Annotated in this window: 25 protein-coding genes and 1 tRNA gene; 8 read left to right on the top strand and 18 right to left on the bottom strand. The window is 55.5% G+C overall.

Annotation, left to right across the window (positions count from 1 at the left end; all coding sequences use genetic code 11):
* Nucleotides 1-230 precede the first annotated feature (230 nt).
* Both ACN0WW_RS05945 and ACN0WW_RS05940 read left to right on the top strand, forming a co-directional pair.
* Complete coding sequence (locus ACN0WW_RS05945) at nt 231-1700, top strand: PAS domain S-box protein (RefSeq protein WP_417610384.1); 1470 nt, start codon at nt 231-233, stop codon at nt 1698-1700.
* Between the two features lie 23 nt (nt 1701-1723).
* Nucleotides 1724-2116 (top strand): response regulator, encoded by a 393-nt coding sequence (locus tag ACN0WW_RS05940; RefSeq protein WP_417610382.1) that lies wholly within the window; start codon nt 1724-1726, stop codon nt 2114-2116.
* A 93-nt stretch (nt 2117-2209) separates the two neighbouring features.
* Here ACN0WW_RS05940 and ACN0WW_RS05935 read toward each other — a convergent pair whose 3' ends face one another.
* The 3 genes from ACN0WW_RS05935 to glpD form a co-directional block, all read right to left on the bottom strand.
* Nucleotides 2210-2998 carry a class I SAM-dependent methyltransferase gene (locus ACN0WW_RS05935; protein ID WP_417610380.1) on the bottom strand — a complete coding sequence of 263 codons (789 nt, stop codon included), beginning with the start codon at nt 2996-2998 and terminating at the stop codon, nt 2210-2212.
* Between the two features lie 523 nt (nt 2999-3521).
* Nucleotides 3522-3595: transfer RNA gene (locus tag ACN0WW_RS05930), tRNA-Gly, on the bottom strand.
* A gap of 54 nt (nt 3596-3649) precedes the next feature.
* Complete coding sequence (gene glpD, locus ACN0WW_RS05925; RefSeq protein WP_417610378.1) at nt 3650-5158, bottom strand: glycerol-3-phosphate dehydrogenase; 1509 nt, start codon at nt 5156-5158, stop codon at nt 3650-3652.
* 128 nt (nt 5159-5286) lie between these two features.
* Between glpD and ACN0WW_RS05920 the strand changes: the two genes are divergently transcribed.
* Nucleotides 5287-6756 (top strand): FGGY family carbohydrate kinase, encoded by a 1470-nt coding sequence (locus ACN0WW_RS05920; RefSeq protein ID WP_417610376.1) that lies wholly within the window; start codon nt 5287-5289, stop codon nt 6754-6756.
* 92 nt (nt 6757-6848) lie between these two features.
* Here the strand turns inward: ACN0WW_RS05920 and ACN0WW_RS05915 are convergent, their stop codons facing one another.
* From ACN0WW_RS05915 to petA, 3 genes are read right to left on the bottom strand one after another with little or no spacing between them, the layout of a single operon-like run.
* Nucleotides 6849-7703, bottom strand: a complete 855-nt coding sequence (locus tag ACN0WW_RS05915) for a cytochrome c1 (RefSeq protein ID WP_417610374.1) — start codon at nt 7701-7703, stop codon at nt 6849-6851.
* Between the two features lie 19 nt (nt 7704-7722).
* On the bottom strand, nt 7723-8991 hold the full coding sequence (locus ACN0WW_RS05910) for a cytochrome b (protein WP_417610372.1): 1269 nt from the start codon (nt 8989-8991) through the stop codon (nt 7723-7725).
* A 13-nt stretch (nt 8992-9004) separates the two neighbouring features.
* Nucleotides 9005-9568 carry a ubiquinol-cytochrome c reductase iron-sulfur subunit gene (gene petA, locus ACN0WW_RS05905; protein ID WP_417610508.1) on the bottom strand — a complete coding sequence of 188 codons (564 nt, stop codon included), beginning with the start codon at nt 9566-9568 and terminating at the stop codon, nt 9005-9007.
* A gap of 175 nt (nt 9569-9743) precedes the next feature.
* Between petA and ACN0WW_RS05900 the strand changes: the two genes are divergently transcribed.
* Genes ACN0WW_RS05900 through ACN0WW_RS05890 form a run of 3 tightly spaced genes read left to right on the top strand, consistent with a single transcriptional unit; the run spans nt 9744 to nt 11645 of the window.
* Nucleotides 9744-10202, top strand: a complete 459-nt coding sequence (locus ACN0WW_RS05900) for a tRNA (cytidine(34)-2'-O)-methyltransferase (RefSeq protein WP_417610370.1) — start codon at nt 9744-9746, stop codon at nt 10200-10202.
* Nucleotides 10199-11056, top strand: coding sequence for an oxygen-dependent coproporphyrinogen oxidase (gene hemF / locus ACN0WW_RS05895; RefSeq protein ID WP_417610368.1), 858 nt, complete (start codon nt 10199-10201; stop codon nt 11054-11056). Before ACN0WW_RS05900 ends, hemF begins: the two co-directional genes overlap by 4 nt.
* Nucleotides 11057-11066: 10 nt before the next feature.
* Nucleotides 11067-11645: a GNAT family N-acetyltransferase gene (locus tag ACN0WW_RS05890; protein WP_417610366.1), complete on the top strand. Its 579-nt coding sequence runs from the start codon at nt 11067-11069 to the stop codon at nt 11643-11645.
* Here the strand turns inward: ACN0WW_RS05890 and ACN0WW_RS05885 are convergent.
* Nucleotides 11638-12390: a hypothetical protein gene (locus tag ACN0WW_RS05885; protein ID WP_417610364.1), complete on the bottom strand. Its 753-nt coding sequence runs from the start codon at nt 12388-12390 to the stop codon at nt 11638-11640. The genes ACN0WW_RS05890 and ACN0WW_RS05885 overlap by 8 nt on opposite strands.
* Before the next feature lie 71 nt (nt 12391-12461).
* Between ACN0WW_RS05885 and lipB the strand changes: the two genes are divergently transcribed.
* Together lipB and ACN0WW_RS05875 are read left to right on the top strand one after the other, a co-directional pair.
* A complete protein-coding gene (lipB, locus tag ACN0WW_RS05880; RefSeq protein WP_417610362.1) occupies nt 12462-13112 on the top strand; it encodes a lipoyl(octanoyl) transferase LipB in 651 nt (216 codons plus the stop codon).
* Nucleotides 13113-13162: 50 nt separating this feature from the next.
* Nucleotides 13163-13435 (top strand): hypothetical protein, encoded by a 273-nt coding sequence (locus ACN0WW_RS05875; protein ID WP_417610360.1) that lies wholly within the window; start codon nt 13163-13165, stop codon nt 13433-13435.
* Nucleotides 13436-13439: 4 nt separating this feature from the next.
* Here ACN0WW_RS05875 and queE read toward each other — a convergent pair whose 3' ends face one another.
* The 11 genes from queE to glmS all read right to left on the bottom strand — a co-directional run bounded on the left by queE (nt 13440) and on the right by glmS (nt 23060).
* The gene (gene queE, locus ACN0WW_RS05870) at nt 13440-14084 is read right to left on the bottom strand and encodes a 7-carboxy-7-deazaguanine synthase (protein WP_417610358.1); all 645 of its coding nucleotides are present in this window, start codon (nt 14082-14084) and stop codon (nt 13440-13442) included.
* On the bottom strand, nt 14081-14797 hold the full coding sequence (gene queC / locus ACN0WW_RS05865; RefSeq protein WP_417610506.1) for a 7-cyano-7-deazaguanine synthase QueC: 717 nt from the start codon (nt 14795-14797) through the stop codon (nt 14081-14083). Before queC ends, queE begins: the two co-directional genes overlap by 4 nt.
* 27 nt (nt 14798-14824) lie before the next feature.
* Nucleotides 14825-15358: a hypothetical protein gene (locus ACN0WW_RS05860; protein ID WP_417610356.1), complete on the bottom strand. Its 534-nt coding sequence runs from the start codon at nt 15356-15358 to the stop codon at nt 14825-14827.
* A gap of 21 nt (nt 15359-15379) precedes the next feature.
* Entirely contained in the window at nt 15380-16282 is a 903-nt protein-coding gene (locus ACN0WW_RS05855) for an Hsp33 family molecular chaperone HslO (protein WP_417610354.1), read from the bottom strand.
* Nucleotides 16282-17208 carry an ornithine carbamoyltransferase gene (gene argF, locus ACN0WW_RS05850; RefSeq protein WP_417610352.1) on the bottom strand — a complete coding sequence of 309 codons (927 nt, stop codon included), beginning with the start codon at nt 17206-17208 and terminating at the stop codon, nt 16282-16284. The genes ACN0WW_RS05855 and argF overlap by 1 nt, the downstream gene beginning before the upstream one ends.
* Nucleotides 17205-18389, bottom strand: a complete 1185-nt coding sequence (locus ACN0WW_RS05845; RefSeq protein ID WP_417610350.1) for an aspartate aminotransferase family protein — start codon at nt 18387-18389, stop codon at nt 17205-17207. The genes argF and ACN0WW_RS05845 overlap by 4 nt, the downstream gene beginning before the upstream one ends.
* 222 nt (nt 18390-18611) lie before the next feature.
* Nucleotides 18612-18986 carry a GFA family protein gene (locus tag ACN0WW_RS05840; protein ID WP_417610348.1) on the bottom strand — a complete coding sequence of 125 codons (375 nt, stop codon included), beginning with the start codon at nt 18984-18986 and terminating at the stop codon, nt 18612-18614.
* The gene (locus tag ACN0WW_RS05835; RefSeq protein ID WP_417610346.1) at nt 18983-19534 is read right to left on the bottom strand and encodes a GDYXXLXY domain-containing protein; all 552 of its coding nucleotides are present in this window, start codon (nt 19532-19534) and stop codon (nt 18983-18985) included. Before ACN0WW_RS05835 ends, ACN0WW_RS05840 begins: the two co-directional genes overlap by 4 nt.
* Nucleotides 19531-20700 (bottom strand): DUF2157 domain-containing protein, encoded by a 1170-nt coding sequence (locus tag ACN0WW_RS05830; protein WP_417610344.1) that lies wholly within the window; start codon nt 20698-20700, stop codon nt 19531-19533. Before ACN0WW_RS05830 ends, ACN0WW_RS05835 begins: the two co-directional genes overlap by 4 nt.
* A 93-nt stretch (nt 20701-20793) precedes the next feature.
* Complete coding sequence (locus tag ACN0WW_RS05825) at nt 20794-21234, bottom strand: OsmC family protein (protein WP_417610342.1); 441 nt, start codon at nt 21232-21234, stop codon at nt 20794-20796.
* Nucleotides 21235-21236: 2 nt separating this feature from the next.
* On the bottom strand, nt 21237-23060 hold the full coding sequence (glmS, locus tag ACN0WW_RS05820; RefSeq protein ID WP_417610340.1) for a glutamine--fructose-6-phosphate transaminase (isomerizing): 1824 nt from the start codon (nt 23058-23060) through the stop codon (nt 21237-21239).
* Nucleotides 23061-23202 lie beyond the last annotated feature (142 nt).

Here is a 23202-nt window from a genome sequence, read left to right as displayed (position 1 = left end):
TGAATGTCGTTTTAAGGGAGAGATGTCGCTCAACTTTGTCAGAACCGCACAAAATTGTCGCAAATTGTATCAATTCCGGCGTCCTGTTCATCGAACCGACAGATGCTGGCACCCACGCTGATCCCGAATAGGGACAATTATCTCAGCAACATATTTCAATCGACGGAAATCGAAATTCTATTTATTGCTATAATTAGTAGAGAGTTCAGGGGGGAGGAGTAGTAGGCCCGATGTCTATATTGGAAGGCAGCGACATAAAAACCGCAGACGGCACCGACCCGCTGATATTCAAGGAACTGGCCAATCATATGCCGCTATTGTGCTGGATGGCCGACCCGACCGGTCATATCACCTGGTATAACGAACGCTGGCACGAATATTGTGGGACAACGCCCGCAGAGATGGAAGGCTGGGCATGGCAATCTGTTCATCACCCGGCGAAGCTCCCAAGCGTTCTGGAGACATGGACATCCTCGATCGCGTCCGGACAGCCGTTCGAAATGACTTTTCCTTTGCGCAGCGCCAGTGGCGACTATCGGTCCTTTCTGACTCGAATCACTCCATATCGTGATCGAAGTGGCGAGATCATTCATTGGTTCGGGATCAACATCGATGTTTCCGAGCAGGAGGAAACCGCGGCTCGGCTCAAGAACAAGCGCTATGCCCTGAAGCGCGTACTGGCCGAGCGTCAGGCTATCCTCGACCAGCTCGGCGAAGGCGTTATTATCACCGATGCGGCAGGTGAAATCGTCTATATGAACGACAGTGCCCAAATCCTTCATGGCCAGAAACAGCTGGGTGTATCTCCCGATAACTACAGCAGTACGTTTGATTTGCTGACATTGGACCACGAGCCCTTTCCGGTTGATCGGTTACCACTGACCCTAGCCGTGCGCGACAATGTCACGACGATCGATGGTCAATGGATCATTCGCCGGAAGGACGGGTCGGAAATCATGGCGAAAGGCAATGCCAAGCCAGTTTACGATGACGGCGGAGAGAAGATTGGGGCGGTTCTGACCATTCGCGACGAAACCAAAACCCATGCCAATGAAATGGCGCTGAAAGAGGCGATGGATGCCAAGGACATGCTTCTGTACGAGGTGAACCATCGCGTTAAGAACAGCCTGCAGCTGGTCAATTCGTTATTGTCGTTGCAGGCCGGCCAGGGATCAGACGAACTCCGGCTCAATCTGGAAGATGCCCGTGCCAGGATCGGCGTCGTAGCCCGCTTGCATGGTCAGCTGTATCTATCCAGCATGCACGATCGCATTGAGGCCGGTGCTTTCTTGAAAGGCCTGGTTGCCGATACCGTCGTAGCGCTAAAACCCATCGATTCTATCACCTCTGATTCAGTGAGCGAAGATGAGGTCATGCTGCTGCTCGATCAGGCGATCCCCCTCGCCATCGTCGTCAACGAACTGGTCACCAATGCCCTGAAATATGCGTTTACGGACAAAAGCGAGGGAACGGTTTCCCTTACGGTGCGTAAGAAAGCCGATGGAAAGGTTGAAATCGAAATCAAGGACGATGGGTGCGGACTACCGGAAGGGTTTGATCCGACCGCTTCTTCCGGTCTGGGGATGCGCGTTTCCTATGCCCTGGTTCAGCAATTGAGGGGCAAATTGACCTTCTCCGCGTCTGACAAGGGTACTGTTTTTCTGGTCGAGTTTGAGCCGACAGCGATGTCGGTGGTATGATAGTTTGGTAAAAAGTTGATCTTATGGGCATTCTAATCGTCGAAGATGAGTTGCTGGTTGCGATGGAAATCGAATTCATTCTTAGCAACAACGGTATTCCAGTGTCCGGTTGTGCCAGCAATATCGCGGAAGCTCAGAATATTGTCCGCGAGCGTGACTGTAATTTTGCCTTGGTCGATATCAACCTGGCTGACGGAGACAGCGGGATATCACTGGCACGCTGGCTGGCCGAAAAGAACATCCCTTCGCTTCATGTGACCGGCAATCGCCCGGCCTCGACTGATGCGACGCCGGCGATCGGATATCTTCGCAAGCCTTTCAGCCCCGGTGAGCTGATCGGCTCCCTGGAAGCGGTACAAGCTGTTCTGAACGACAGCACGCCAAAATCTATCCCGTCTGGTCTTGCGCTTTTCTGATCGAAAGCCCGGCGTTCTCCCGACCATCCACAGGCCATCCGGATCATTCCCTCGATGTGCGCGGTTTCGTTCTCCAAGCGATATATCGAGATATTAGCGCTTGCTTGCCAAGGCAATTATCGCGGGTGACGCGACTTCTATCCTGCCGCTACCCCGTTGCGTCAACTCGCGAATTTCGGCGAGCAAATCGGCTTTCTGGTCGTGGTCCAAAACCGGCCACACCGGACTGAACTGGAATGTCTTTTCAGGCTCCAGCAGCATTGGCAGATCTACCGTAAAATCGCTCGTCACCTCTTCAAAGCGTGCATCGATCAAACCTGCCATATCAAGCGCGTTGCGAAAGCGTCCTCGGTCAGTCCATTCTGTCATACCCGGAACAGGATCGTCGACCTCAAGGCCCGGGAATAGCCGCTTTGCGATACTGTCTACCAAGAGGTTCACGGCAGCACCGCCCGGCTCCTTCCAAGTTCCCACGCAGGCCGTGCCGCCCGGTTTCAGGATGCGCGAAAGTTCACGCAGGCCCGCGCGCCAATCGGGAAACAGCATGATCCCGAACATGGAAAATGCCGCGTCAAAGCTCGCGTCAGGCAGCTCCAGGTTTTGTCCGTCCATGACCTGCGCTGTCACACCGGTTAGGTCGAGAGCCGCAATTGACTCGACCATAGCGGGCGAGAAATCGGTTGCGAGAACGCGATGGCCTGCCGCAGATGCCACTTTCGTCAATGCACCACCCCCTGCGGCGATATCGACCACGGTTGCATCGCTCGGGAGGCTTGCCATTTCCCAGGCACGCTGACTGTAAAAGGCGGTGAAGTCGTTCACCACGCCGCGATAGTCTGGCGCGTTATCGTCCCAGAAAGCGGGATCGGCAATTTTTGTCATAGATAACTCCTCAAGCTGAGCGAGACTTTCCAGTACTCTTTTATTATGTGGGCTGGCGCTGACGGCCTCGCCAATTCCGTCGATCGCCTGCTGCGACCAAAATTGCCCCGGCATTGGTCATCGTTGCCTCGATGTTTTGCGCCCTGCGAAGATACCGGCCAGCATTATCGGAAGCCCGGACCGAGAGCGCTCTGTTATACAGGTCCTGCGGAAAGGCGGTCGCCTCATCCCATCCAGAAGTTCCCGACGAATTTAATCCATTGGGGTTGTTCAAAAGGCCCTGCTCCCAGTGCGGAGATGAAGGGTTTTCGGAATGCCAAGAGATCTTCTTTCTGTCTTCGATGACCTCAAGGGATTTTTCCAGATTGCCCAATATGGCAATTTATGTAATGATATTCTATATCATATACAATTCGAAACGACATAAGCGCATTCTCAGCCCATGTTGATTTTCAACAGGCTAGAAACGTTACGTTAGCTACGGAGCGCGAGCTTTTTCGAGAATAATTGAGGGAGATGGAGCTGGAGCGGGTGAAGGGAATCGAACCCTCGTCGTAAGCTTGGAAGGCTTCTGCTCTACCATTGAGCTACACCCGCATTTCCAGATCGACCGGATGGGCCGCTATTGCCACCGCTTTCGGGATGCGTCAATCAGGAAAGGGCGAGATTTTCCTTTGCCGTCCTATGTTCCTCATCAAACCATGATGCGACAGCCTCTTGCTCCGCTTTGCTCATGTGCAGCCCCAGTTTCGAGCGCCGCCAAAGGACATCCTCTGCCGTACGGGCAAATTCATGGTCGATCAGCCACCGTATCTCGATTGCATAGAGGCCGGCACCAAAATATTTGCCCAGATCAGCCGACGACTCCACATCCCGGAGCATTGTCGCCGTATCGGTGCCATAAGCCCTAACCAGACGGTGCAGGACCGCTCTGTCCATAAAGCCCCATCGGGCAGCATATTGATCGACTAGCGCATCGAACCCGTCAGGCGCAAAATCACCGCCGGGCAAATGCGCCTTTTTGGTCCAGTCGTCGCCGTCGATGTCGAGGGCATCGGACAAGGTCCGCATCGCCTGAAGTGCGAGCACGCGATAGGTTGTTATCTTGCCCCCAAAGATCGAAAGAACCGGCGCGCCATTTTCCTTGTCATAGTCGAAAACAAAGTCGCGAGTGACGGTAGCGGCGCTGCGGCTATGATCGTCGAACAGCGGCCGAACCCCTGAATAGGTCCACTCGATATCGTCCGGGCTGACGGGTGTCTCAAAATATTCGCTCGCCGCCTCGCACAAATAATCAATTTCCCCACTGCTGATCTTGGCCGGACCTTCAGCATAGCTCCAGGGTTCATCGGTGGTGCCGATCAAAGTGTGCTCGCCCTCATAGGGAATGGCAAAGATGATGCGACCGTCCTTGTTCTGGAATATATAGCTGTGGTCGCCTTCATATTTGCGCTTGATGACGATATGGCTGCCTTTGACCAACCGCAATTTCGCGACGTTGCTGCCGCGGTCGTAAAGCGAGGTGACCGGGTCGACCCATGGTCCGGCAGCATTGACGAGGACCTTCGCCTGTTCGCTATTGGTTTCGCCATTGTACTGGATTTTCAGCGTCCAGTGATCGTGAGCCCGGTCCAGCCCGATGCATTCCGCTCGGGTATGGATCTCTGCGCCATGGTTCGCTGCATCACGGGCGGTGAGCGATACGAGCCGGGCGTCTTCAACCCAGCAATCAGAATAGGCGAACCCCTTTTTCAAGCGGTTTTGCAATGGATCACCGCGATGATCCTTGAGCAAATTGAGGCTCTTGGTACCGGGTAAAATATCGCGTCCGCCAAGATGGTCGTAAAGAAACAGGCCGAGGCGGAGCAGCCAGGCAGGGCGCATGCCTTCATCGACCGGCAGGACAAAGCGCATTGGCCAGATGATATGCGGGGCGGCGCGCAGCAGCACTTCCCGCTCCTTCAGCGCCTTGCGAACCAGATTGAATTCATAATGTTCGAGATAGCGCAAGCCACCGTGCACCAGCTTTGTGCTAGCCGACGAGGTGTGCGAGGCCAAATCGTCGCGCTCTACCAAGAGGACCTTCAAGCCCCTGCCCGCGGCGTCGCGCGCGATTCCGACGCCATTTATGCCGCCGCCAATGATGGCCAGATCATACATCGCCACACTAATAGAGAACGCGGGGATTTCCGCAATGCTGCAATGCAATATAAATGGCTTTTGCTTGCCTTTTGAATGCGAACTTTTAGCGTATCGATGGATCATTCGAGCGGGGCAAGAGCGGACAGATGGCGCAGAATATATTGGTTATCGACGAAGGCACGACATCGACGCGTGCGATGCTGTTCGACCGGCATGGCAAGCTGCACGGATCGCAGCAGGAGACCTTGCAGCAATATTATCCCGCCCCCGGTCTCGTCGAGCATGATGCCGGGGAGATCTGGGACAAGACCTTGCGCTGCTGTGAGAAAATGATCGAACAGGTCGGCGGTGCCGACAAGATTGCGGCGATTGGGATTACCAATCAACGCGAAACGATCGTTGCCTGGGACAAGCGGACGGGCGAACCGCTGACAAAAGCGATCGTCTGGCAGGACCGCCGAACGGCAGAAACATGTAACCGGATGAAAGCGGACGGTCTTGAGCCGATGGTACAGGCCAAAACCGGGCTGCTGCTTGATCCTTATTTTTCCGGCAGCAAGATGGGCTGGATGCTGGAAAACCGGTCTGAGGTAAGGAATGCTGGCGACAATCTGGCCTTAGGCACGATCGAATCCTATCTGATCTACCGGCTCAGTGGCGGACAGCATGTCACAGACGCCAGCAATGCCAGTCGCACCATGTTGATGGCGCTGGATGGCCACGACTGGGACGAAGACTTGCTGGGTCTGTTTGATATTCCGAAGAAGGCCCTGCCGCGGATTGTTGATTGTGCCGGAGAACTTGCGTCTACGGCATCCGGCCTGTTCGGCGGTTCGATTGCCATTACCGGTTCAGCCGGCGATCAGCAGGCCGCGACAATCGGTCAGGCCTGCCTGCAAAAAGGACAGACCAAGGCCACCTTCGGTACCGGTGCCTTCATTCTCTCAAACAGCGGTGATACGCCGCCAACGTCCGAGAACCGGCTGTTATCGACGGTGCTATATCAACATCAGGGGCAGCGGATCTATGCGCTCGAGGGCTCCGTATTTGTTGCCGGCAGCCTGATGCAATGGCTGCGTGACGACATCGGCTTGCTCAAATATGCGGGGGAGAGCGAGGAACTGGCGCGATCGGTTGACGATAATGGCGGCGTCTATCTGGTCCCTGCCCTTTCCGGCCTCGGTGCGCCGCATTGGCGCGCTCACGCGACTGCCAGTTTGTCCGGTCTCAGTTTTTCATCCAAGAAAGCGCATATTGCCCGCGCCGCCCTCGAATCGATGGCCTACCAATGTCACGATCTGAAGACGGCCTTCTCGGCGGACGGAGTGGACTGGGAAAGTCTGCGGATAGACGGCGGCATGGTGGTCAATGACTGGATGGTTCAGGATCTGGCGAATATTCTGGATATTACCGTCGAGCGGCCTGAGTTTTTCGAAACCACTGCTCTGGGCGCAGCGATGCTGGCCGCAGTCGGGGCCGGGATCTATGCTTCGCTGGAAGCTGCCGCAGTCATGATTTCTGATCTCGATACCCATCAGCCGAATATCGATGCAGATGTCCGGAACAACCGGCTTGCAGGCTGGCAGCGTGCGGTCGAATCGGTACTGGCCGACTAGGTCACGGGCCCGCCAACTGGCAAAAATCACCCACAAAAAAGCCCGCTAGATGCGGGCTTTTTCATGTTTGTACGAACGGGCTTGGCTTAGCCCTAGGCCGCTTTCTTTTTCTTTTCCGCTTTCACGTCAGCCCAGATCGTCCGGTAGGACAGATAGGCCAGGATCGTGGCGATCAGCAAGAAAGCCAGTACAGCCCATCCGGTCTGATGCCGTGCTTCCAGTTTCGGCTCGGCGGTCCAGATCAGGAATGCCGAAACATCTTTCGCCATCTGGTCGATGCTGGCTTTTGTGCCATCCGAATAGCTGACCTGGTCTTCGACGGCCAAAGGCTGTGCCATCGCCAGGTTCAGGTTGGCGAAATACGGGTTGTAGTGCAGACCCGGGCCAGGCTTGACCGCATCCGGCAAGTCTGCAGGCGGGTCGGTATAGCCGGTAAGCAAGGAGTAGACATAGGGAGCACCGCCTTCACGCGCCTTGGTCATCAACGAAAGATCAGGCGGGATTGCGTTGTTATTGGCGGCGCGTGCAGCGACGTCATTGGCAAATGGCTTGGGGAACTTGTCAGCCGGCAAGCCGGGACGCGTTGTCATTTCGCCGGTGTTCGGATCGACGTCCGGCACACCAATGGCCCAGTTGGCAGCAATCGCTTTTACTTCATCTTCGTTATAGCCGATTTCTTCCAGATTCCGGAAGGCAACCAGACGCAGCGAATGGCAAGCCGAGCAGACTTCCTTGTAGACCTGGAAGCCGCGCTGCAGCTGCTGACGATCAAATTTACCAAGCGGGCCGTCGGAAGAGAATGATACTTCTTTCGCTTCCTTGTGGAACTTGTGCTCCACGCTTTCGGCTGGTGGATTTGAAATATATTCAACTGCGCCCATTCCAAATGAGACCAAGAGCCAGCCTGAAAAGAACAGGCCAATCAAGATTCCGATAATTCTTACCATTACGACAGGTCCCTAATTCTTAACTGGCAGTTGTGATTGGCTTGCCGGTTACCGACTCGGTAATGCTGTTCGGCAGTGGCTCAGGTTTTTCCAACCGAGACAACAGCGGCAAAATGATGAGGAAGTGAGCGAAATAATAGGCTCCGGCAAACTGGCTGATCATCACGAATGGTTCCTCAGCCGGTGCACCACCGCAATATCCGAGCACCAGGACATCGACGACGAGAATGCCGAAGAAAATCTTGAACTTGGGGCGGAAGTAGCCCGAACGAACCGGTGATCTGTCCAGCCATGGCAGGAAGAACCAGACCAGGATTGCGGAGAACATAGCCAACACACCGAGCAGCTTCGCAGGAATGAACAGGAAGTCGACGGTGAAGGCGCGCAGAATTGCGTACCAGGGCCAGAAATACCATTCCGGAACAATATGAGCCGGGGTGGAGAGCGGGTTCGCCGGGATATAGTTATCCGCATGACCCAGAGCATTTGGCAGGAAGAACAGCATGGTGGTGAAGAAGATCAGCGCAACACCGAGCGTCCAGCCATCCTTGGCGGTATAATAAGGGTGGAAAGGAACAGTGTCCTGCGGGCCCTTCACATCAACGCCGGTCGGGTTGTTCGAGCCTGGAATATGCAGCGCCCAAATGTGCATGATAATCACACCAGCGATGACAAAAGGCAGCAGATAGTGAAGCGAGAAAAACCGGTTCAGCGCAGCATTATCGGGAGCGAAGCCACCGAGCAGCAGTTCCTGGATCGGCTTTCCGACCAGCGGAATTGCTTCGAACAGACCGGTAATAACCTTTGCACCCCAGAAGCTCATCTGGCCCCACGGCAGCACATAGCCCATGAACGCGGTCGCCATGGCAAGCAGGTAAATGACCACGCCGAGCAACCAGATCATTTCCCGCGGCGCTTTATAAGAGCCGTAAAACAGACCGCGGCCGATGTGGAGATAGATGGCAATGAAGAAGAAGCTTGCGCCATTGGCGTGGGCATAGCGGATCATCCAGCCGCTGTTGACGTCGCGCATGATGTGCTCGACCGAGTCAAAAGCGATATTGGCGTTGGCGGCATAGTGCATCGCCAAGATGATGCCGGTTACGATCTGCACAACCAGGAAAATCCCGGCCAGCGAACCGAAGTTCCACATGTAGTTCAGGTTGCGCGGCGTCGGATAGCCGGCACCGAGACTGTTATAGACCAGCCGTGGAAGCGGAAGCTTTTCGTCCATCCACTGCCCAAATTCGGTTGTTGGCGTATATTGTTTTGCCCAAGGAAAGCTCATGTTTCTCTGTCCTCTAGCCGATTTTCACGACGGTATCTGATTGGAAATCATATTCTGGCACGTCCAGATTTCTTGGCGCCGGACCTTTGCGGATGCGAGCTGCCGTATCGTAGCTCGAACCGTGGCATGGACAGAAATAGCCGCCAAACTCACCCTTGTTCTCGCCTTCAGCGGCACCCAAAGGCACACAGCCCAGATGGGTGCAAACGCCGAGAGTGATCAGCCAGTTTTCCTTGCCGACTTTGGTGCGCTCGGCCAGCGTTTGAGGATCTCTCAGGGTCGAAATATTGACAGCATTCGCCTCCTGGATCTCGACGTCCGTCAGATTGCGCACGAAGACGGGCTGCTTGCGCCACAGGATCTTGATCGCCTGACCGCGTTCGATGGTGGAAACATCCACTTCGACGGACGCCAGCGCGAGAACATCTGCGCTCGGATTCATTTGATTAACCAATGGGAAGACGGTTGCTACCGCTCCGGCACCGGCAAAACTCACCGCTGCGATATTGATAAAGTCCCGGCGGCGAACGCCGCTTTCTTCTGCGACTGCCGTTTCAGCTGTTTCAACCGTTGCCATGCAAACAAGCCCTATAGAATAGTTATGACCCCTGACCGCCTGAACCATGGGTGCCGCATTGAAACGACCAGCACAAGCAGTGATTTGCGCGCCTGATAGCCGTGAAGGATAGGGTTTGCCAACAGGGAATTTTCGATTGACCTAACATTCGGTTGTCGCACATGGTGTTCGTCCGATGAGGATAGCATTGTATCAACCCGAGATAGCGGGAAATTTGGGAACAATTTTAAGGACTTGTGCGTGCATGGACGTACCGGTTGATATCATTGAACCATGCGGTTTTCCGTTCAGCGACCGCAGTCTAAAACGGGCCGGAATGGATTATTTCGAACATGTCCGATATACCCGGCATGCTGACTGGGATGCGTTCAAACGGAGCCATGATTCCCAGAATAGCAGGATTATTTTGCTGACCAGCAAGGCGGAGCAACCACATTACGGATACACATACCGCGCCACCGATATTCTTTTGTTCGGGTCGGAAGGATCAGGAGTTCCTCTCACCGTACATGAGCAGTGCGATGGACGAATCACGATACCCATGAAACCCGGAATGCGCAGCTTGAACCTGGCGGTGTCGGCTGGCATGGCATTGGGTGAGGCGCTAAGACAGACAGGACAATTCCCAGAATGACAAAACAATTGGATGACCAGCAGCAAACAGCCCAGACCTGGTTCAAGCAGCTGCGCGATGATATCTGCGCAGAATTTGAGAAAATAGAAGCAGAAGCCGACAGCGACGCCAGCTTCGACTATATTCCGTGGGATCGTGAAAATCCGGACGGCAGCCCGGGTGGTGGCGGCGTTCAGGGTCTGATGAAGGGCAAGATATTCGAAAAGGTCGGTGTCAACATTTCCACCGTCGACGGAACCTTTAGCGAAGAATTCCAGGCGCAAATCAACGGCGCGGCAGAGGATCCCCGGTTTTTTGCCACCGGCATCAGTCTGGTCGCCCACATGGCGAATCCGCACGTACCCAATGTGCATATGAACACGCGCTTCCTGTGCACGACCAAGCGCTGGTTTGGCGGTGGTGCCGATCTCAATCCCGCGATTCCCTATGATGAGGACACGGAAGCATTCCACGCCAGACTGCGGTCAGCCTGCGCGCCGCATAACCCGGAATATTATCCGCGGTTCAAAAAATGGGCCGATGATTATTTCTATATTCCCCACCGCAAGGTTCACCGCGGCGTAGGCGGCATCTTCTATGATCATATGGAGCTGGACCAGGAATCCGACTTTGACCGCCATTTTGCCTTCACCCAGGATGTAGGAAGGGCCTTTCTGGACATATTTCCGCAACTGGTGCGCAAGCGCATGACCACCGAGTGGAGCGCGGAGGACAAGCAGCAGCAACTTGAATGGCGCGGCCGATATGCGGAATTTAATCTGGTCTATGATCGCGGCACAACCTTTGGTCTCAAGACCGGCGGCAATGTCGATGCCATCCTGATGAGCCTTCCGCCCGAAGCGAAATGGGTCTGAAAAGCTGACGATGGCGCTGCAGGATGTTCCGGATGGTCACGTGGCTACGATTGTGACTCATTTGGAGATGCTGGAAAAACCGAAGCTGCCGGTCGCAGAATCGCGCCTGACGCTAGAGCGTTGGCTAGATCCCGATGTCGATGACTATCTCGCATTGTTTCGCAAAGTCGGTGAGCCGTGGCTCTGGATCTCGCGATTGATGATGGAACGGTCCGATCTCAGAACCATCCTTGACGACTCTGCGGTCGAAATATTCCTGGTCCGCGACGGTGCAGAGCCGGTCGGGTTTATCGAGCTCGATTTTCGCCAGCCCGAGGAATGCGAGATCGCTTTTTTCGGACTGGTGCCGGAACTGAATGGCCAGGGCCATGGTGTCTGGATGATGAATCAGGCACTGGACCGGGCATGGCGCGATGGAATTGATCGAGTCTGGCTCCATACCTGTACCCAGGATTCGCCGCGCGCCCTGCCCTTTTATCAGCGCAGCGGCTTCCGGATTTTCAAGCAACAGTCGGGAATGATGGTTGATCCGCGGCTATCGGGACATTTGCCGCGAACCGCCGCACCCCATGTTCCGATACTCAGTTGAACGTTTGACCGATGTCAGCTTTCTTGCCGGCCAGCTCGATATAGATTGACGTGATAACCGCCGTGATAATCAGCTGAAAGGCCGTGCCGGTCAGCGCGGCGACCAGGTTTTCGATAAAGGGCCAACCGGTGCCACCCGTCGCCAAGCCAGTAATCACGCCGGTCACGGCATCCAGAACGCTGATCGTTATTGTACCGACCACCGCTATGATGAGGATGAAGAACAGGATTGCGAAGCCGTTATCACGCGTCGAAGCCCAGCTTTTTCGGAGTAATTCTACTGGATTTCGCTCATCCTGGTCGCCGATCATTGGAGGAACCAGGATGAAGCGGCACGTGATGTACAGACCAGGCAGGATGAACAGGATGAACCCCGGCACAGAGATCAAGGCACTCAAAAAATTGGCGAGCAGGTAGATCAGAAATGCTTTCAACGCCGCAGTCAGGTCTTCCGCGACGGTGCCGTTACGGGAAGGAGCAAGCGCGAAATAGATCGCAAGGCCGCCGAAGCTGATTGCGATATTGGAAGCCACGATTGAAAGGCTGTTTTCATCAAAATAGGTCGAATAGATCGCAAAAAGCGTATTCATGTCCTCATCGCCATTGACCGCCGGTGGAATGACAAATTCGGCGAACAACAAGGTTGGCAGGAAGATAAAAACACCGGTAATGGCCAAAACCGCCTCTTTATGCGCCTGGAGCAGGCCCATCGCGCCGTTCCAGCATTGCATATAGTTAAGCTTCATGTTTGATTCCCGGATAGATTTCTCGACTACCAACTCTTGCCACCCGGCCAGCAAAAGTGCACGAAATTTCTATGATTGGTCCCGACGATATCGAATGGCGTGTTTCATCCGAAAAGGTGGAATATCCCGAAGCTCTCTCGGAAATGGAGCAACGCAACGCAGCGGTCCAGGCCGGAGAAGCCAAGGAATTAATCTGGTTGCTTGAGCATCCCCCGCTTTACACGGCTGGCACCAGCTCCGATCCGTCCGAGCTGCTCAGTGAAGCGTTCCCCGTCTACGATACCGGACGTGGCGGCCGGCACACCTATCATGGCCCCGGTCAACGGGTCGGCTACGTCGTCCTGAACCTGAAAAAGCGCAATGCGGACGTCCGGGGATTCGTTCATGCGCTGGAAGATTGGGTTATTGCTGCGTTGGCCGAATTTGGGGTGACAGCCAGAGCCGTCGATGGCCGGGTGGGCATTTGGTGCGACACACCGGATGGACAGGAAGCCAAGATCGGCGCGATCGGCATTCGCATTCGCAAATGGGTCACGATGCATGGCTTTTCCGTCAACATTGCCCCTGATATGAGCCATTTTGGCGGCATCGTTCCTTGCGGGATCAGCGAATATCCCGTGACGAGCCTGGCTCAACTGGGTATCGCCATCACGCTCCACGAGTTTGACGACGCGCTTCAGAAAACCTTTGGCAGTTTTTTGAAAGCCATCGATCGGAGCTGATCACGGCTGATGCGTCTGCTCCGGTCGCCATATGAGAAAAGGATAATCTGATGCAAAAATCCCTGAAAGTTCTGGCTATTGCTGCAACTGCCCTCGCCATCTCCGCATGCTCCGGCAATGACGTTCCGGACGGCGACCAAGTGACGGAAACGCGGATGGATGACGTGGACGTTATCGACGGAACGATCAGTGACGAAATGGTGGATGTCGATACGAATCAGGAAGTCGATTCTACCGGCACACAAGACTCAGACAAAGCGGATGAGAAAAAGGAATCCGCATCGGCTGAGAGCGAGTCTCCGACCTCCGAACCGAAAGAGTAACAAGCTAGGCAAGCCCGAGAATTTTGTGATTCTGCAGGGACAGGCGCCATTTTGGATGGGCTTGAACAAAGCCAATCGCTTCGGCGAGATGAGCCTGGCTCTTATCCGGATCGCCGATTGCGTCTTTCGGCTGTAACAACAGGTTGTCGAAATCCCAGCCTTCCATCGCCTGCCAGTCGCTGTCCTCCTGTGGCCACACCAGCTTGAGCTCGTCGCCCGAGCGCTGCACTGTTTCGCTTTGCGCTTTTGGGCTGATGCATATCCAGTCAATCGTGCGGGGCACGGTCAGCGTCCCGTTGGATTCGATTGCAATAAAAAAGCCTTCGGCATGCAGGGCATTGATCAGCAGTTCATCGACTTGCAGCATCGGCTCTCCACCGGTCAGAACCACAAATCGTCGATCCCTGTCTCCATCCCATTTTTTCGCCGCTGCGGCAGCAAGGGCCGACGCGGTATCAAACCGGCCCCCTCCCTCACCATCCATTCCGACAAAGTCGGTATCGCAAAACTGGCAAATCGCTGAGTCCCGGTCCCGTTCCAGTCCCGACCAGAGATTGCATCCGGCAAAGCGAACAAACACCGCCCGGCGTCCGGCGTGGACCCCTTCCCCCTGAAGAGTGAGGAACATCTCTTTGACCGCGTAACTCATGCAGTGGCGTATGGCGTTGTGTCGACAAGGCCGGCTTCTTCAAAACCCTTTTGTCGTAACCGGCAGCTATCGCAAAGACCGCATGCGATATTACCTTCGGCGGGGTCGTAACAGGACCAGCTCCAGGCGGGATCAAGATTGAGCCGGATTGCCTCTTTTGCAATATCGGCCTTCGTCATATGCTGGAGCGGCGTATGGATATGAAAAGCGCTACCCTGATCACCGGCCTTCGTCGCCAGATCAGCAAGACGCTCAAACCCTTCAATAAATTCAGGCCGACAGTCGGGGTATCCGGAATAGTCCAGAGCGTTAACGCCGATGAAAATGTCGCGCGCATTGCGGGCTTCCGCCAACCCCAGGGTCAGCGACAGAAAAATCAGATTGCGCGCGGGCACGTAAGTTACCGGGATATCAGTGCCAACCCCGGATTTCGGGACGTCGATATCGGCGGTCAGCGCTGACCCACCAAAGCGGCTCAAATCCAGTGGCAAAATAATATGCTCGGCGACGTTCAGCTTTTCCGCGATTTTCTGCGCCGACTGCAGTTCGATTTTGTGTCGCTGATTATAGTCAACGGTGAGCGCAATGAGGCGATAGCCCTGTTCCGCGGCAATCGCGGCCGATACCATAGAGTCCAGCCCACCGGACAATAATATGATCGCTGATTTTGATTCGGTTTCCATAACGCGCCCCGCTAATCGCCTTGCACGCAGGGTGCAAGTTTTGCGCGCAACCTGGGCCTAGCAGCTACCAGTGCGGCGGCCTTCGGCGTAAAAAGAAAAAGGAGAATTGTTGCGGATCCCCTGCGAGTGAATCTGCACCAAAGCGCTCGATTCCTGCTTGATTTCGGTAACACCCTGGCCGGCGCTGCCGCATTTATAGCTGACCCGCAGCTTTTTCGCTGTGTTTTCGATGACGTAGCGGGTGCAGGATGTGTTTCCATGCTTGATTTGCAGCAACAGTTCGGGGTTGCCTAGGCAGACTTTCTTGCCCGGCTCATCAGAACCACGCTCCTTCAGTGTCCATTCGCCCGGCGCGAGACCGTCTAGCACCGCCATGCGCGGTGTCTGAGCAGGGGCGGCAACTGCGAATCCGGCAAAAACGGCGACCGATGCGGTCATGATTTTTATGAATTTCAGACACTTCATGAAAATATTCCGTTTTCTAGGTTGAATGGACGACATCGGGACATTGCCGTGATACGCTAAAATTATGGCGATTATTGTCGCGAAATAAGGCAGTCGATAGGAATTTTTCGACATCATGGCCAGCATGTCATATGTATGACAGCGTTTTTAATTGTTTAGGCTGGCACCCGTAATCACGAATGTCTTGCTGCAAAACGCACAGTCAATCGCGATATTTCCATCATCATCGACCATGTCACCCTTATCTTCTTTCGGGAAACGCGCAATCACATCCCTGATATGGTCTTCATTACACCGGCATCCCTTAATGCACGATTTACCGCTCAGAAGTCTCACTTCATCGCTCTCGCTGAAAAGACGCCATAATATCTCTTCGAGCTGCAAATCCGTGTCGGTCAGTTCTTCTGCAGTGATGCTGCTGCCCATGACTTCCACATGTTCCCATTCCGGGTGGTCGAGCTGCACATGCAGTCGCTCACGGCCTTCCTCGCCCTCGGGCAAATGCTGCACCAGCAAGCCGCCAGCGGATATCCGCCCATCGGATTCATCGATTGCGACGCGAATCAAGGTCGGGATTTGTTCAGACTGGAAAAAATAGGCCTGCACCGCCTCGGCCAGACTGCCGCCTTCCAGCGGAACAATCCCCTGATTGCGGCCACGCGGCGCCGGGAGATCGAAGGTTATCGCAAGATAGCCCTTGCCGAACAGCGGCATGAGCGAGGGTTCGACCGGTTGCGCGGCGAGCCGTTCGTGATCAAAATCGACATAGCCGCGCAAAGCGCCATCCTTGTAGTCGCAAGCAAGCAGATTGACTATGCCCGCTTCGGTCTGCGCCTGTAACGTCAGCTGCGCACCTTCGTCCTTGAGCAGAGCCCCCAGCATAGCGGTCAAACACACGGCTTCTGCCAATAAATGCCTGATCATTGGCGGATAGGCATGCGCTGCCAAAATATCGTCGAGCACGGGGCCGAGCCGTACGACCCGCCCACGACAGTTTTTTGCCGGAATAGCAAAAGAAAGAATATTATCGGTCGTGGCGCTGTCCGTCATCAGATTTGGCCGAAGCACCATCTCAGCACAGACTTTTGCGCGTGAATCCGGTTTTCCGCTTCATCCCAGATCACCGATTGCGGACCGTCAATGACCGATGGCATCACTTCTTCCCCGCGGTGTGCCGGCAGGCAGTGCAGGAACAGCGCGTCATCCTTCGCCTGCTCCATCAACACGTCGTTGACCTGATAGGGCATCATCGCGGCAAGCTTGTTGTGGACATGTTCCTGCCCCATTGAAACCCAGGTATCCGTCACCACCACGTCGGCACCGGCGACCGCTTCGTTCTCGTCGCGGTGGATCGCGATATTGGAACCAGCGGCCTGCGCTGCCTTGATGAACGCGGGATCGGGATCATAGCCTTGCGGACAACCGATCCGGACATTGAATTTCATCAGCCCGGCGGCCTCGACAATGCTGTTGAGGACATTGTTGCCGTCACCCAGCCAAGCGACCTCCAGACCGGGGAGCGCCTTGCCATGCTCGACCAGGGTGAGCAGGTCGGCAACGATCTGGCATGGATGCGAAAGATCGGTCAGGCCGTTGATGACCGGTACGCTGGCATTGGATGCCATTTCTTCGATCTTTGCATGATCGTCCGTCCGGATCATGATCGCGTCACACATGCGCGACAGAACTTTTGCCGTGTCTGCGACGGTTTCTCCGCGGCCCAATTGCATCGAACCGCTGTCCATCACGATACTCGAACCGCCGAGCTGGCGGATACCAATATCGAAAGAAACACGGGTTCGTGTGCTGCTTTTTTCGAAGATCATCGCCAGCGCATGATCCTCAAGAGGTTTATCTGCGTCCGCTTTGCCCTTGGGCCAGTCTGCGCGCGCCGCCTTGCGATCGATCGCGTCGGCAATCATCGCGGCGATCGCATCGCCGCCCGCATCTGTGAGATTGAGGAAATGCCGGGTCATGCTTCAGGTGCCTGATAATCTGCGGCGCCCGCCGAGAGTTTCTCGATGAAAGTCGCGATGTGGCTGTCGTCGATATTCAGCGGCGGCAGGACCCGGAGGGTGTTGTCCCCCGCAGCCACCGTCAGCAGGCCGTGATTATCGCGCAGATGGGCAACGAAGGAACGCGTTTCCTGCTTCATCATCACGCCCAGCATCAATCCCTTGCCGCGAACGCCGATAAACAGCTCCGGATAATTGCCGATAAATTGTTCAATGGCCGCGCGCAGCTTTTCCCCGGTCGAGCGGACATTGGCGAGGAATTCATCATTGGCGACGATGTCCCATACCGCGTTGCCAGCAGCCATCGCCAGCGGATTGCCGCCATAAGTGGAGCCATGCGTGCCGGGCACCATGCCGCGTGCCGCTTCCTCGGTGGCCAGGCAAGCGCCCAGCGGAAAGCCTCCGCCGATTCCCTTGGCAGATGCGACGATGTCCGGCTTGATGTCGTACAGTTCGTGCGCGTAAAGCGCGCCGGTCCGGGCGACGCCGCACTGGACTTCATCGAGGATCAGCAGGATGCCATGCTCGTCGGCGAGATCGCGCAGACCCTGCATGAATTCTTCCGAAGCGGGGCGAACGCCGCCTTCGCCCTGAATGGGCTCGACCATGAACGCTGCGGTTTTGTCGCTGATCGCCGCCTTGGCACCTTCCAGATTGTCAAACTCGACATATTTGAAGCCGGCCAGCAGCGGTGAAAAGCCGTGGTGCATTTTTTCCTGATTGGATGCGGAGATCGTCGCCATGGTCCGGCCATGGAAAGCATTCTTGAAGGTGATGATCTCGAACCGGTCGCTGCCCGCCGACTGGTGATAGGCGCGCGCGGTCTTGATCGCGCACTCCACCGCTTCGGCCCCGCTGTTGGTGAAGAACACGGTGTCGGCAAAGGTCGTATCGACCAGCCGTTGCGCGAAACTTTCGCCCTGCGGGCTGCCATAGAGATTGGATACATGCATCAGGGTCGCGGCCTGATCCTGGATCGCCTTGGTCAGATGCGGATGGCCGTGGCCGAGCAGGTTGACCGCGATACCGCTGGCAAAGTCCAGCGCCCGGCTTCCGTCTTCGGAAATCAGCCACGCCCCCTCGCCTCGCACCGGACGAAAACCACAACGCGGGTAAACGGGCATTAATGGGGTAATCGACATGATCGGCTTCCTTTCTCGGAAAACAGAAAAGGCGACCCGACTGGTCGCCTCCAACTTAGGACCGGCCTTATATGCGCGTTGATCAAGCCGGTCAATCGCTGGAGCTATTCTGCCCGTTTTGGGCAGCGTTTAGCAAAGTAGTTGCCCGAATTGATCTCAGAGACCGGTTCAATTCGTCTGGCTGATCATGGGCTTCCGGCCATTGCGCCTCCGACGCAATCGCTATCCCAGTCTGGCTTTCGCGGCTTCCCAATTCTGACCGTCGAACGGCACCACAGTCGGGTTCAATCCATGGCCCTGGTCGAGACAGTTGTAGTTTATGCTCCAGCAATCGGGATGCGAGCGGGGCTGGTAATAGCTTTTGACACCGCAATGCCGGCAGAACAGATGATCGGCCTGTCGGCTGCCAAACCTATAGCTGGTGAGATCGGGGAAGCCGCTCAGCAAAGTAAAATCGCCGTGCGGAACGATCAGATGCACAAAGCCAGTGCGCGCGCAGATCGAGCAATTGCAATCGAGCAGCGCAGGCTGGTTTTCAACTGTGGCCGCAAAGCGGACGGCTCCGCAGTGACAACCGCCGGTTATCTCGGTCTTCACTCTGCATCCTCTGGATCGGGAGTTTCAGGGTCCCGGGATTGAAAGTCCAGGGATAGCGGAGTGATAAAGCCACTGTTGTTGACCCGTATCCTCACGATGCCCTGCAACTTCGAATCTCGCAGCTTTGCTTGATAAGCCCCTGCAGAGGTCTGTGGAACATAGATGCGGTCTCGTATCAAGCCATTGCCGCCTTCCTCGCTCCAAGGATTCACCTTTACGATTGAATCGCAGCCAGCAGCCGACGACAGATCGGGTGTTGCCTTCGTTCGGACGGAAACGCTTGCGATTTCCGGAGGGCGTCCAATGATGCAGAGGCTGGTCCCTGATCCTGACCAGGTCGGGACCGTATCCGCCTCAAGGGCGGGCCAGTCATAGCGAAACTGGACATAGTGCCCGCGCAGCAAATCGCGCGGATCATAGCCGGCAATCGGCACATCCCAAACGGTTCCCTGATCCGCTTCCCGGTCTGTCAGTATCCAGATCAAACCCAGACCGAATATCGGTAACAGCAGCGCAGCGGGCAGAAAAAATTGTCGATAGCGGTTCATGAATCGTGCCCGTCTTCATTCTTTGCTGCACTGGATATTTTCGCGGGAGCGAAAGCTTTTGAAAAGCGATAGGCAATTATGGCAATGCCGATTGTGATCACGCCCGCCATTATCAGTCCCAGCCCGCTGCTTAAAAGATCGGCGGCAAGTTCGAAACTCAAGGCGATCAGCCGCAGCGCAATAATCGCAACAACGACCTGGAATATATTGCGCCATTCGGAGCGTGCCGCGCTCCAGCCAACCGCAGCCCAAAATGCCATAAACAATATCGCATTGCTTACCGCTTCAGTGGAATCCATAAGACTGCTGACAAAATTGATCACAGCAGCAGCGATCAGAATTGCGGCCACGCTAGCGCCGATATTGGTACGATTATATGTCCAGACCAGCCAGGCAGCGGCGCACCACAGGCCCAACTGAATACCGGTTATAAGGATAGGGTCGCCCCCGGATCCAAAAACACCGCCTGATTCAATGCCATCAGCTATCAGTTTCAGAGAGACCCATGCGACGAAGGCTGCCAGCGCAAATTGCTCCGTCTGTATCCAGAACGCGTCGCGCGAGCTAAGTCGTCTGCCAAACATACCGATGAGCAATGCAAAAACGGGCAAGCTGGCAATAGCCGCGATATAAAGCGAAGGCGGCTGACCGCCTTGCTCGACATACCAGCCCCAGTGCGCGATACCGGTGCCCAGCAATGCGACAATCCAAAGCAATGAAATTAGCCAGCCTCGACCTGCCAGCATCAGCAGCGGCGAGAAGAGCAGCAGCCAGGTCGCCATTGGCTTCCATAATGGCGAACTGGTTTGATAGACTTGGCCCAAATGGCCAAAAAATGTCGCTCCAAGCACTGCCAGGATGAAAAGCAGCACATCCTTCAGATAGAGTCCGAGAAAGCTGTTGCGGGGCTGCAGCAGATAAATTGCTCCGGCTATCGCGACAATCGACAACCCGTGTACGGAGAGACGGACCATTCCCGGAATCGCATCCCAATTGGCCGCGACCAGCGATACAATGCCAAGACCGATCGCCAAAGCCCCGAGTCCGATCAAAGACCAGAGGCCAATAGGCCGGGATCGGTCGGCTTCGTACTCACGGATCCGCCGTGCGGTGTCCGCGTCGATCAGACCAGCGTCCAGCCAAATATCGATTTTTTTGTCAGACAATTCCTGATCCCCGTTACGCCCCAATGAGCTAGGCGCGACTGATGGCCATGGCAAGTTCAGTGCTTTATAGAAGGGTCCGGTCGCTTAGCCGGCCTAATCTCTGACCTCCGTTGTGTGAATGTCGATTCTGTTTTCCAACGTTCTATGAACCGGGCATTTTTCCGCAATCTCAAGCAGTTTTTGACGCTGCTCATCGGTGAGATCGCCGTATAGCGTGATCGAGCGATCAATCACATCAATGCGGTTATCCTCGTTATTGCAGGTGCTGCAATCGTCGACATGCTCGCGGCTGTGTTCCAGCACGATATAAACCGATTCCAGCGGAATGCCTTTCCGGTCCGCATACATTTTCATCGTCATCGATGTGCAAGTCCCGAGCGCCGCCAGCAGCAGGTCATAAGGCGATGGCCCACTATCAGCGCCGCCGAACGACACAGGTTCATCGGCGAGAAAAACATGCTCGCCGACCCGCACTGTTTGCTGGAACTTTCCGCTACCGGTTTCGACAGCAACGAGCGAAGGATTGGTCGCCATCGCTATTCCACCGTTACCGATTTGGCCAGATTACGGGGCTGATCCACATCCGTCCCTTTCGCCACCGCAACATGATAAGCGAGCAACTGGACCGGTACCGCGTAGACAAGCGGCGCGATCAAGGGATGGACTTTTGGCATTTCGATGGTCGCCATGCAGCCATCGCCAGCTTCCGCCAGGCCATCAGCATCCGAGATCAGCACCACCTTGCCACCGCGGGCCATGACTTCCTGCATATTGGATACGGTTTTCTCGAACAACGGTCCGGATGGCGCCAGCACGATAACCGGTACGGCCTCGTCGATTAACGCGATCGGACCATGTTTCATCTCGCCCGATGCATAGCCTTCGGCATGGATGTAGCTGATTTCCTTCAGTTTGAGCGCTCCTTCCAGCGCCAGTGGATAGTCCGGCCCTCGGCCGAGATAGAGCACGTCACGGGCGGGCGCGATCAGATGGGCCATCGCGGCAATATCTTCGTCATGATCCAGCGCGGCGTTGAGCGCGGCCGGAGCTTCGATTAAATGTCGCACAATGTCGCGTTCTTCGTCGCGCGTCATCTGTCCCTTGACGACAGCAAGATGGGCGGCGAGCGCGGCCAAGACCGCGAGCTGGCAAGAAAAGGCTTTCGTCGATGCCACACCGATTTCTGGACCGGCATGCGTGGGCAGCAACAGATCTGCCTCCCTTGCCATGCTGCTGGTGGGGACGTTGACAACCACGGCAATTTTCTGTCCGTTTTCTTTCGAGTGACGAAGCGCTGCCAGCGTATCGGCGGTCTCGCCGGATTGGGAGATGAACAGAGCCAGTCCGCCATCCTCAAACACCGGATCGCGATACCGAAACTCGGATGCAAAATCCAAATCCACCGGCACCCGGGCAAAGGTCTCGAACCAATATTTCGCGACCATGCCGGCGTAATAGCTGGTGCCGCAGGCAACAATCGTGATGCGCTTGATATTGCGCAGATCGAAATCCATTTGCGGCAGGGCTACCTGCTGCTCGAGCGGTCTGATATAGCTTCCGAGGGTCTGTGCGACGACGGTTGGCTGCTCGAAAATCTCTTTCTGCATAAAATGGCGGTAATTGCCTTTTTCAATCGTCGCGGCAGACACGCCCGAGGTTGATATTTCACGCTCCACTGCTTCATTGTCTTTATTGTGAATCGCCGCGCCATCGCGCGCAATCACCACCCAGTCGCCCTCTTCGAGATAGGCAATGTTCTGAGTGAGGGGCGCGAGCGCCAAGGCGTCGGACCCAAGATACATTTCGCCGTCACCATATCCGACCACCAGAGGAGAACCCAGACGCGCGCCGATCAGCAGATCCGGGTACGAACGAAAGGCAATCGCGAGTGCAAAGGCGCCCCGCAGTTGCGGCAATACCGCTTGGACAGCCTCTTGCGGAGATTTTCCGTCTTCAACCTGCTCGCTGATGAGATGCGCAACAACTTCGGTGTCGGTCTCACTTTCGAATGATCGTCCGCGAGCGGTCAATTCTTCACGGAGACTCCTGAAATTTTCGATAATGCCATTGTGGACCAGGGCCACTTCGCCGGTTGCATGAGGATGCGCGTTGCTCGTTGTCGGCGCGCCATGCGTTGCCCAGCGCGTGTGGGCGATACCGACCTTGCCGGCGGCATCGTCGGTCTTCAGCACGGACACCAAATTGGCTAGCTTGCCCTCTGCCCGGCGGCGGATCAGCTGGCCGTCATCAACGGTGCAGACACCGGCGCTGTCATAGCCACGATATTCCATGCGCTTCAAGCCGTCGACCAATCGATCCGAGACGGGTGACGTACCAACAATTCCAATGATTCCGCACATGGGCTTCAGGCTTTCTGATTCTAATCGAGTCTATAATCTATCCGGATTTTCGGTATGCTAGCAGAGAAATTCTTAAAATCCCGATTAACCGACATAGCGTCAGTCGATCGCGCGGTTTCGGGACCGTCCAAGTTCACGAATT

Origin of the sequence: Parasphingorhabdus sp. (assembly GCF_048269865.1) — a bacterium.
GTDB lineage: Bacteria > Pseudomonadota > Alphaproteobacteria > Sphingomonadales > Sphingomonadaceae > Parasphingorhabdus.
The sequence above is the reverse complement of the archived record's forward strand: the minus strand, read 5'-3'. Positions and strand labels throughout refer to the sequence as shown.

Excerpts from the sequence above, each read along its gene's own strand:
- ACN0WW_RS05945 (WP_417610384.1), top strand. The coding sequence starts at position 231 with ATGTCTATATTGGAAGGCAGCGACATAAAAACCGCAGACGGCACCGAC.
- ACN0WW_RS05940 (WP_417610382.1), top strand. The coding sequence starts at position 1,724 with ATGGGCATTCTAATCGTCGAAGATGAGTTGCTGGTTGCGATGGAAATC.
- ACN0WW_RS05935 (WP_417610380.1), bottom strand. The coding sequence starts at position 2,998 with ATGACAAAAATTGCCGATCCCGCTTTCTGGGACGATAACGCGCCAGAC.
- glpD (WP_417610378.1), bottom strand. The coding sequence starts at position 5,158 with ATGTATGATCTGGCCATCATTGGCGGCGGCATAAATGGCGTCGGAATC.
- ACN0WW_RS05920 (WP_417610376.1), top strand. The coding sequence starts at position 5,287 with ATGGCGCAGAATATATTGGTTATCGACGAAGGCACGACATCGACGCGT.
- ACN0WW_RS05915 (WP_417610374.1), bottom strand. The coding sequence starts at position 7,703 with ATGGTAAGAATTATCGGAATCTTGATTGGCCTGTTCTTTTCAGGCTGG.
- ACN0WW_RS05910 (WP_417610372.1), bottom strand. The coding sequence starts at position 8,991 with ATGAGCTTTCCTTGGGCAAAACAATATACGCCAACAACCGAATTTGGG.
- petA (WP_417610508.1), bottom strand. The coding sequence starts at position 9,568 with ATGGCAACGGTTGAAACAGCTGAAACGGCAGTCGCAGAAGAAAGCGGC.
- ACN0WW_RS05900 (WP_417610370.1), top strand. The coding sequence starts at position 9,744 with ATGAGGATAGCATTGTATCAACCCGAGATAGCGGGAAATTTGGGAACA.
- hemF (WP_417610368.1), top strand. The coding sequence starts at position 10,199 with ATGACAAAACAATTGGATGACCAGCAGCAAACAGCCCAGACCTGGTTC.
- ACN0WW_RS05890 (WP_417610366.1), top strand. The coding sequence starts at position 11,067 with ATGGCGCTGCAGGATGTTCCGGATGGTCACGTGGCTACGATTGTGACT.
- ACN0WW_RS05885 (WP_417610364.1), bottom strand. The coding sequence starts at position 12,390 with ATGAAGCTTAACTATATGCAATGCTGGAACGGCGCGATGGGCCTGCTC.
- lipB (WP_417610362.1), top strand. The coding sequence starts at position 12,462 with ATGATTGGTCCCGACGATATCGAATGGCGTGTTTCATCCGAAAAGGTG.
- ACN0WW_RS05875 (WP_417610360.1), top strand. The coding sequence starts at position 13,163 with ATGCAAAAATCCCTGAAAGTTCTGGCTATTGCTGCAACTGCCCTCGCC.
- queE (WP_417610358.1), bottom strand. The coding sequence starts at position 14,084 with ATGAGTTACGCGGTCAAAGAGATGTTCCTCACTCTTCAGGGGGAAGGG.
- ACN0WW_RS05860 (WP_417610356.1), bottom strand. The coding sequence starts at position 15,358 with ATGCTGGCCATGATGTCGAAAAATTCCTATCGACTGCCTTATTTCGCG.
- ACN0WW_RS05855 (WP_417610354.1), bottom strand. The coding sequence starts at position 16,282 with ATGACGGACAGCGCCACGACCGATAATATTCTTTCTTTTGCTATTCCG.
- argF (WP_417610352.1), bottom strand. The coding sequence starts at position 17,208 with ATGACCCGGCATTTCCTCAATCTCACAGATGCGGGCGGCGATGCGATC.
- ACN0WW_RS05845 (WP_417610350.1), bottom strand. The coding sequence starts at position 18,389 with ATGTCGATTACCCCATTAATGCCCGTTTACCCGCGTTGTGGTTTTCGT.
- ACN0WW_RS05835 (WP_417610346.1), bottom strand. The coding sequence starts at position 19,534 with ATGAACCGCTATCGACAATTTTTTCTGCCCGCTGCGCTGCTGTTACCG.
- ACN0WW_RS05825 (WP_417610342.1), bottom strand. The coding sequence starts at position 21,234 with ATGGCGACCAATCCTTCGCTCGTTGCTGTCGAAACCGGTAGCGGAAAG.
- glmS (WP_417610340.1), bottom strand. The coding sequence starts at position 23,060 with ATGTGCGGAATCATTGGAATTGTTGGTACGTCACCCGTCTCGGATCGA.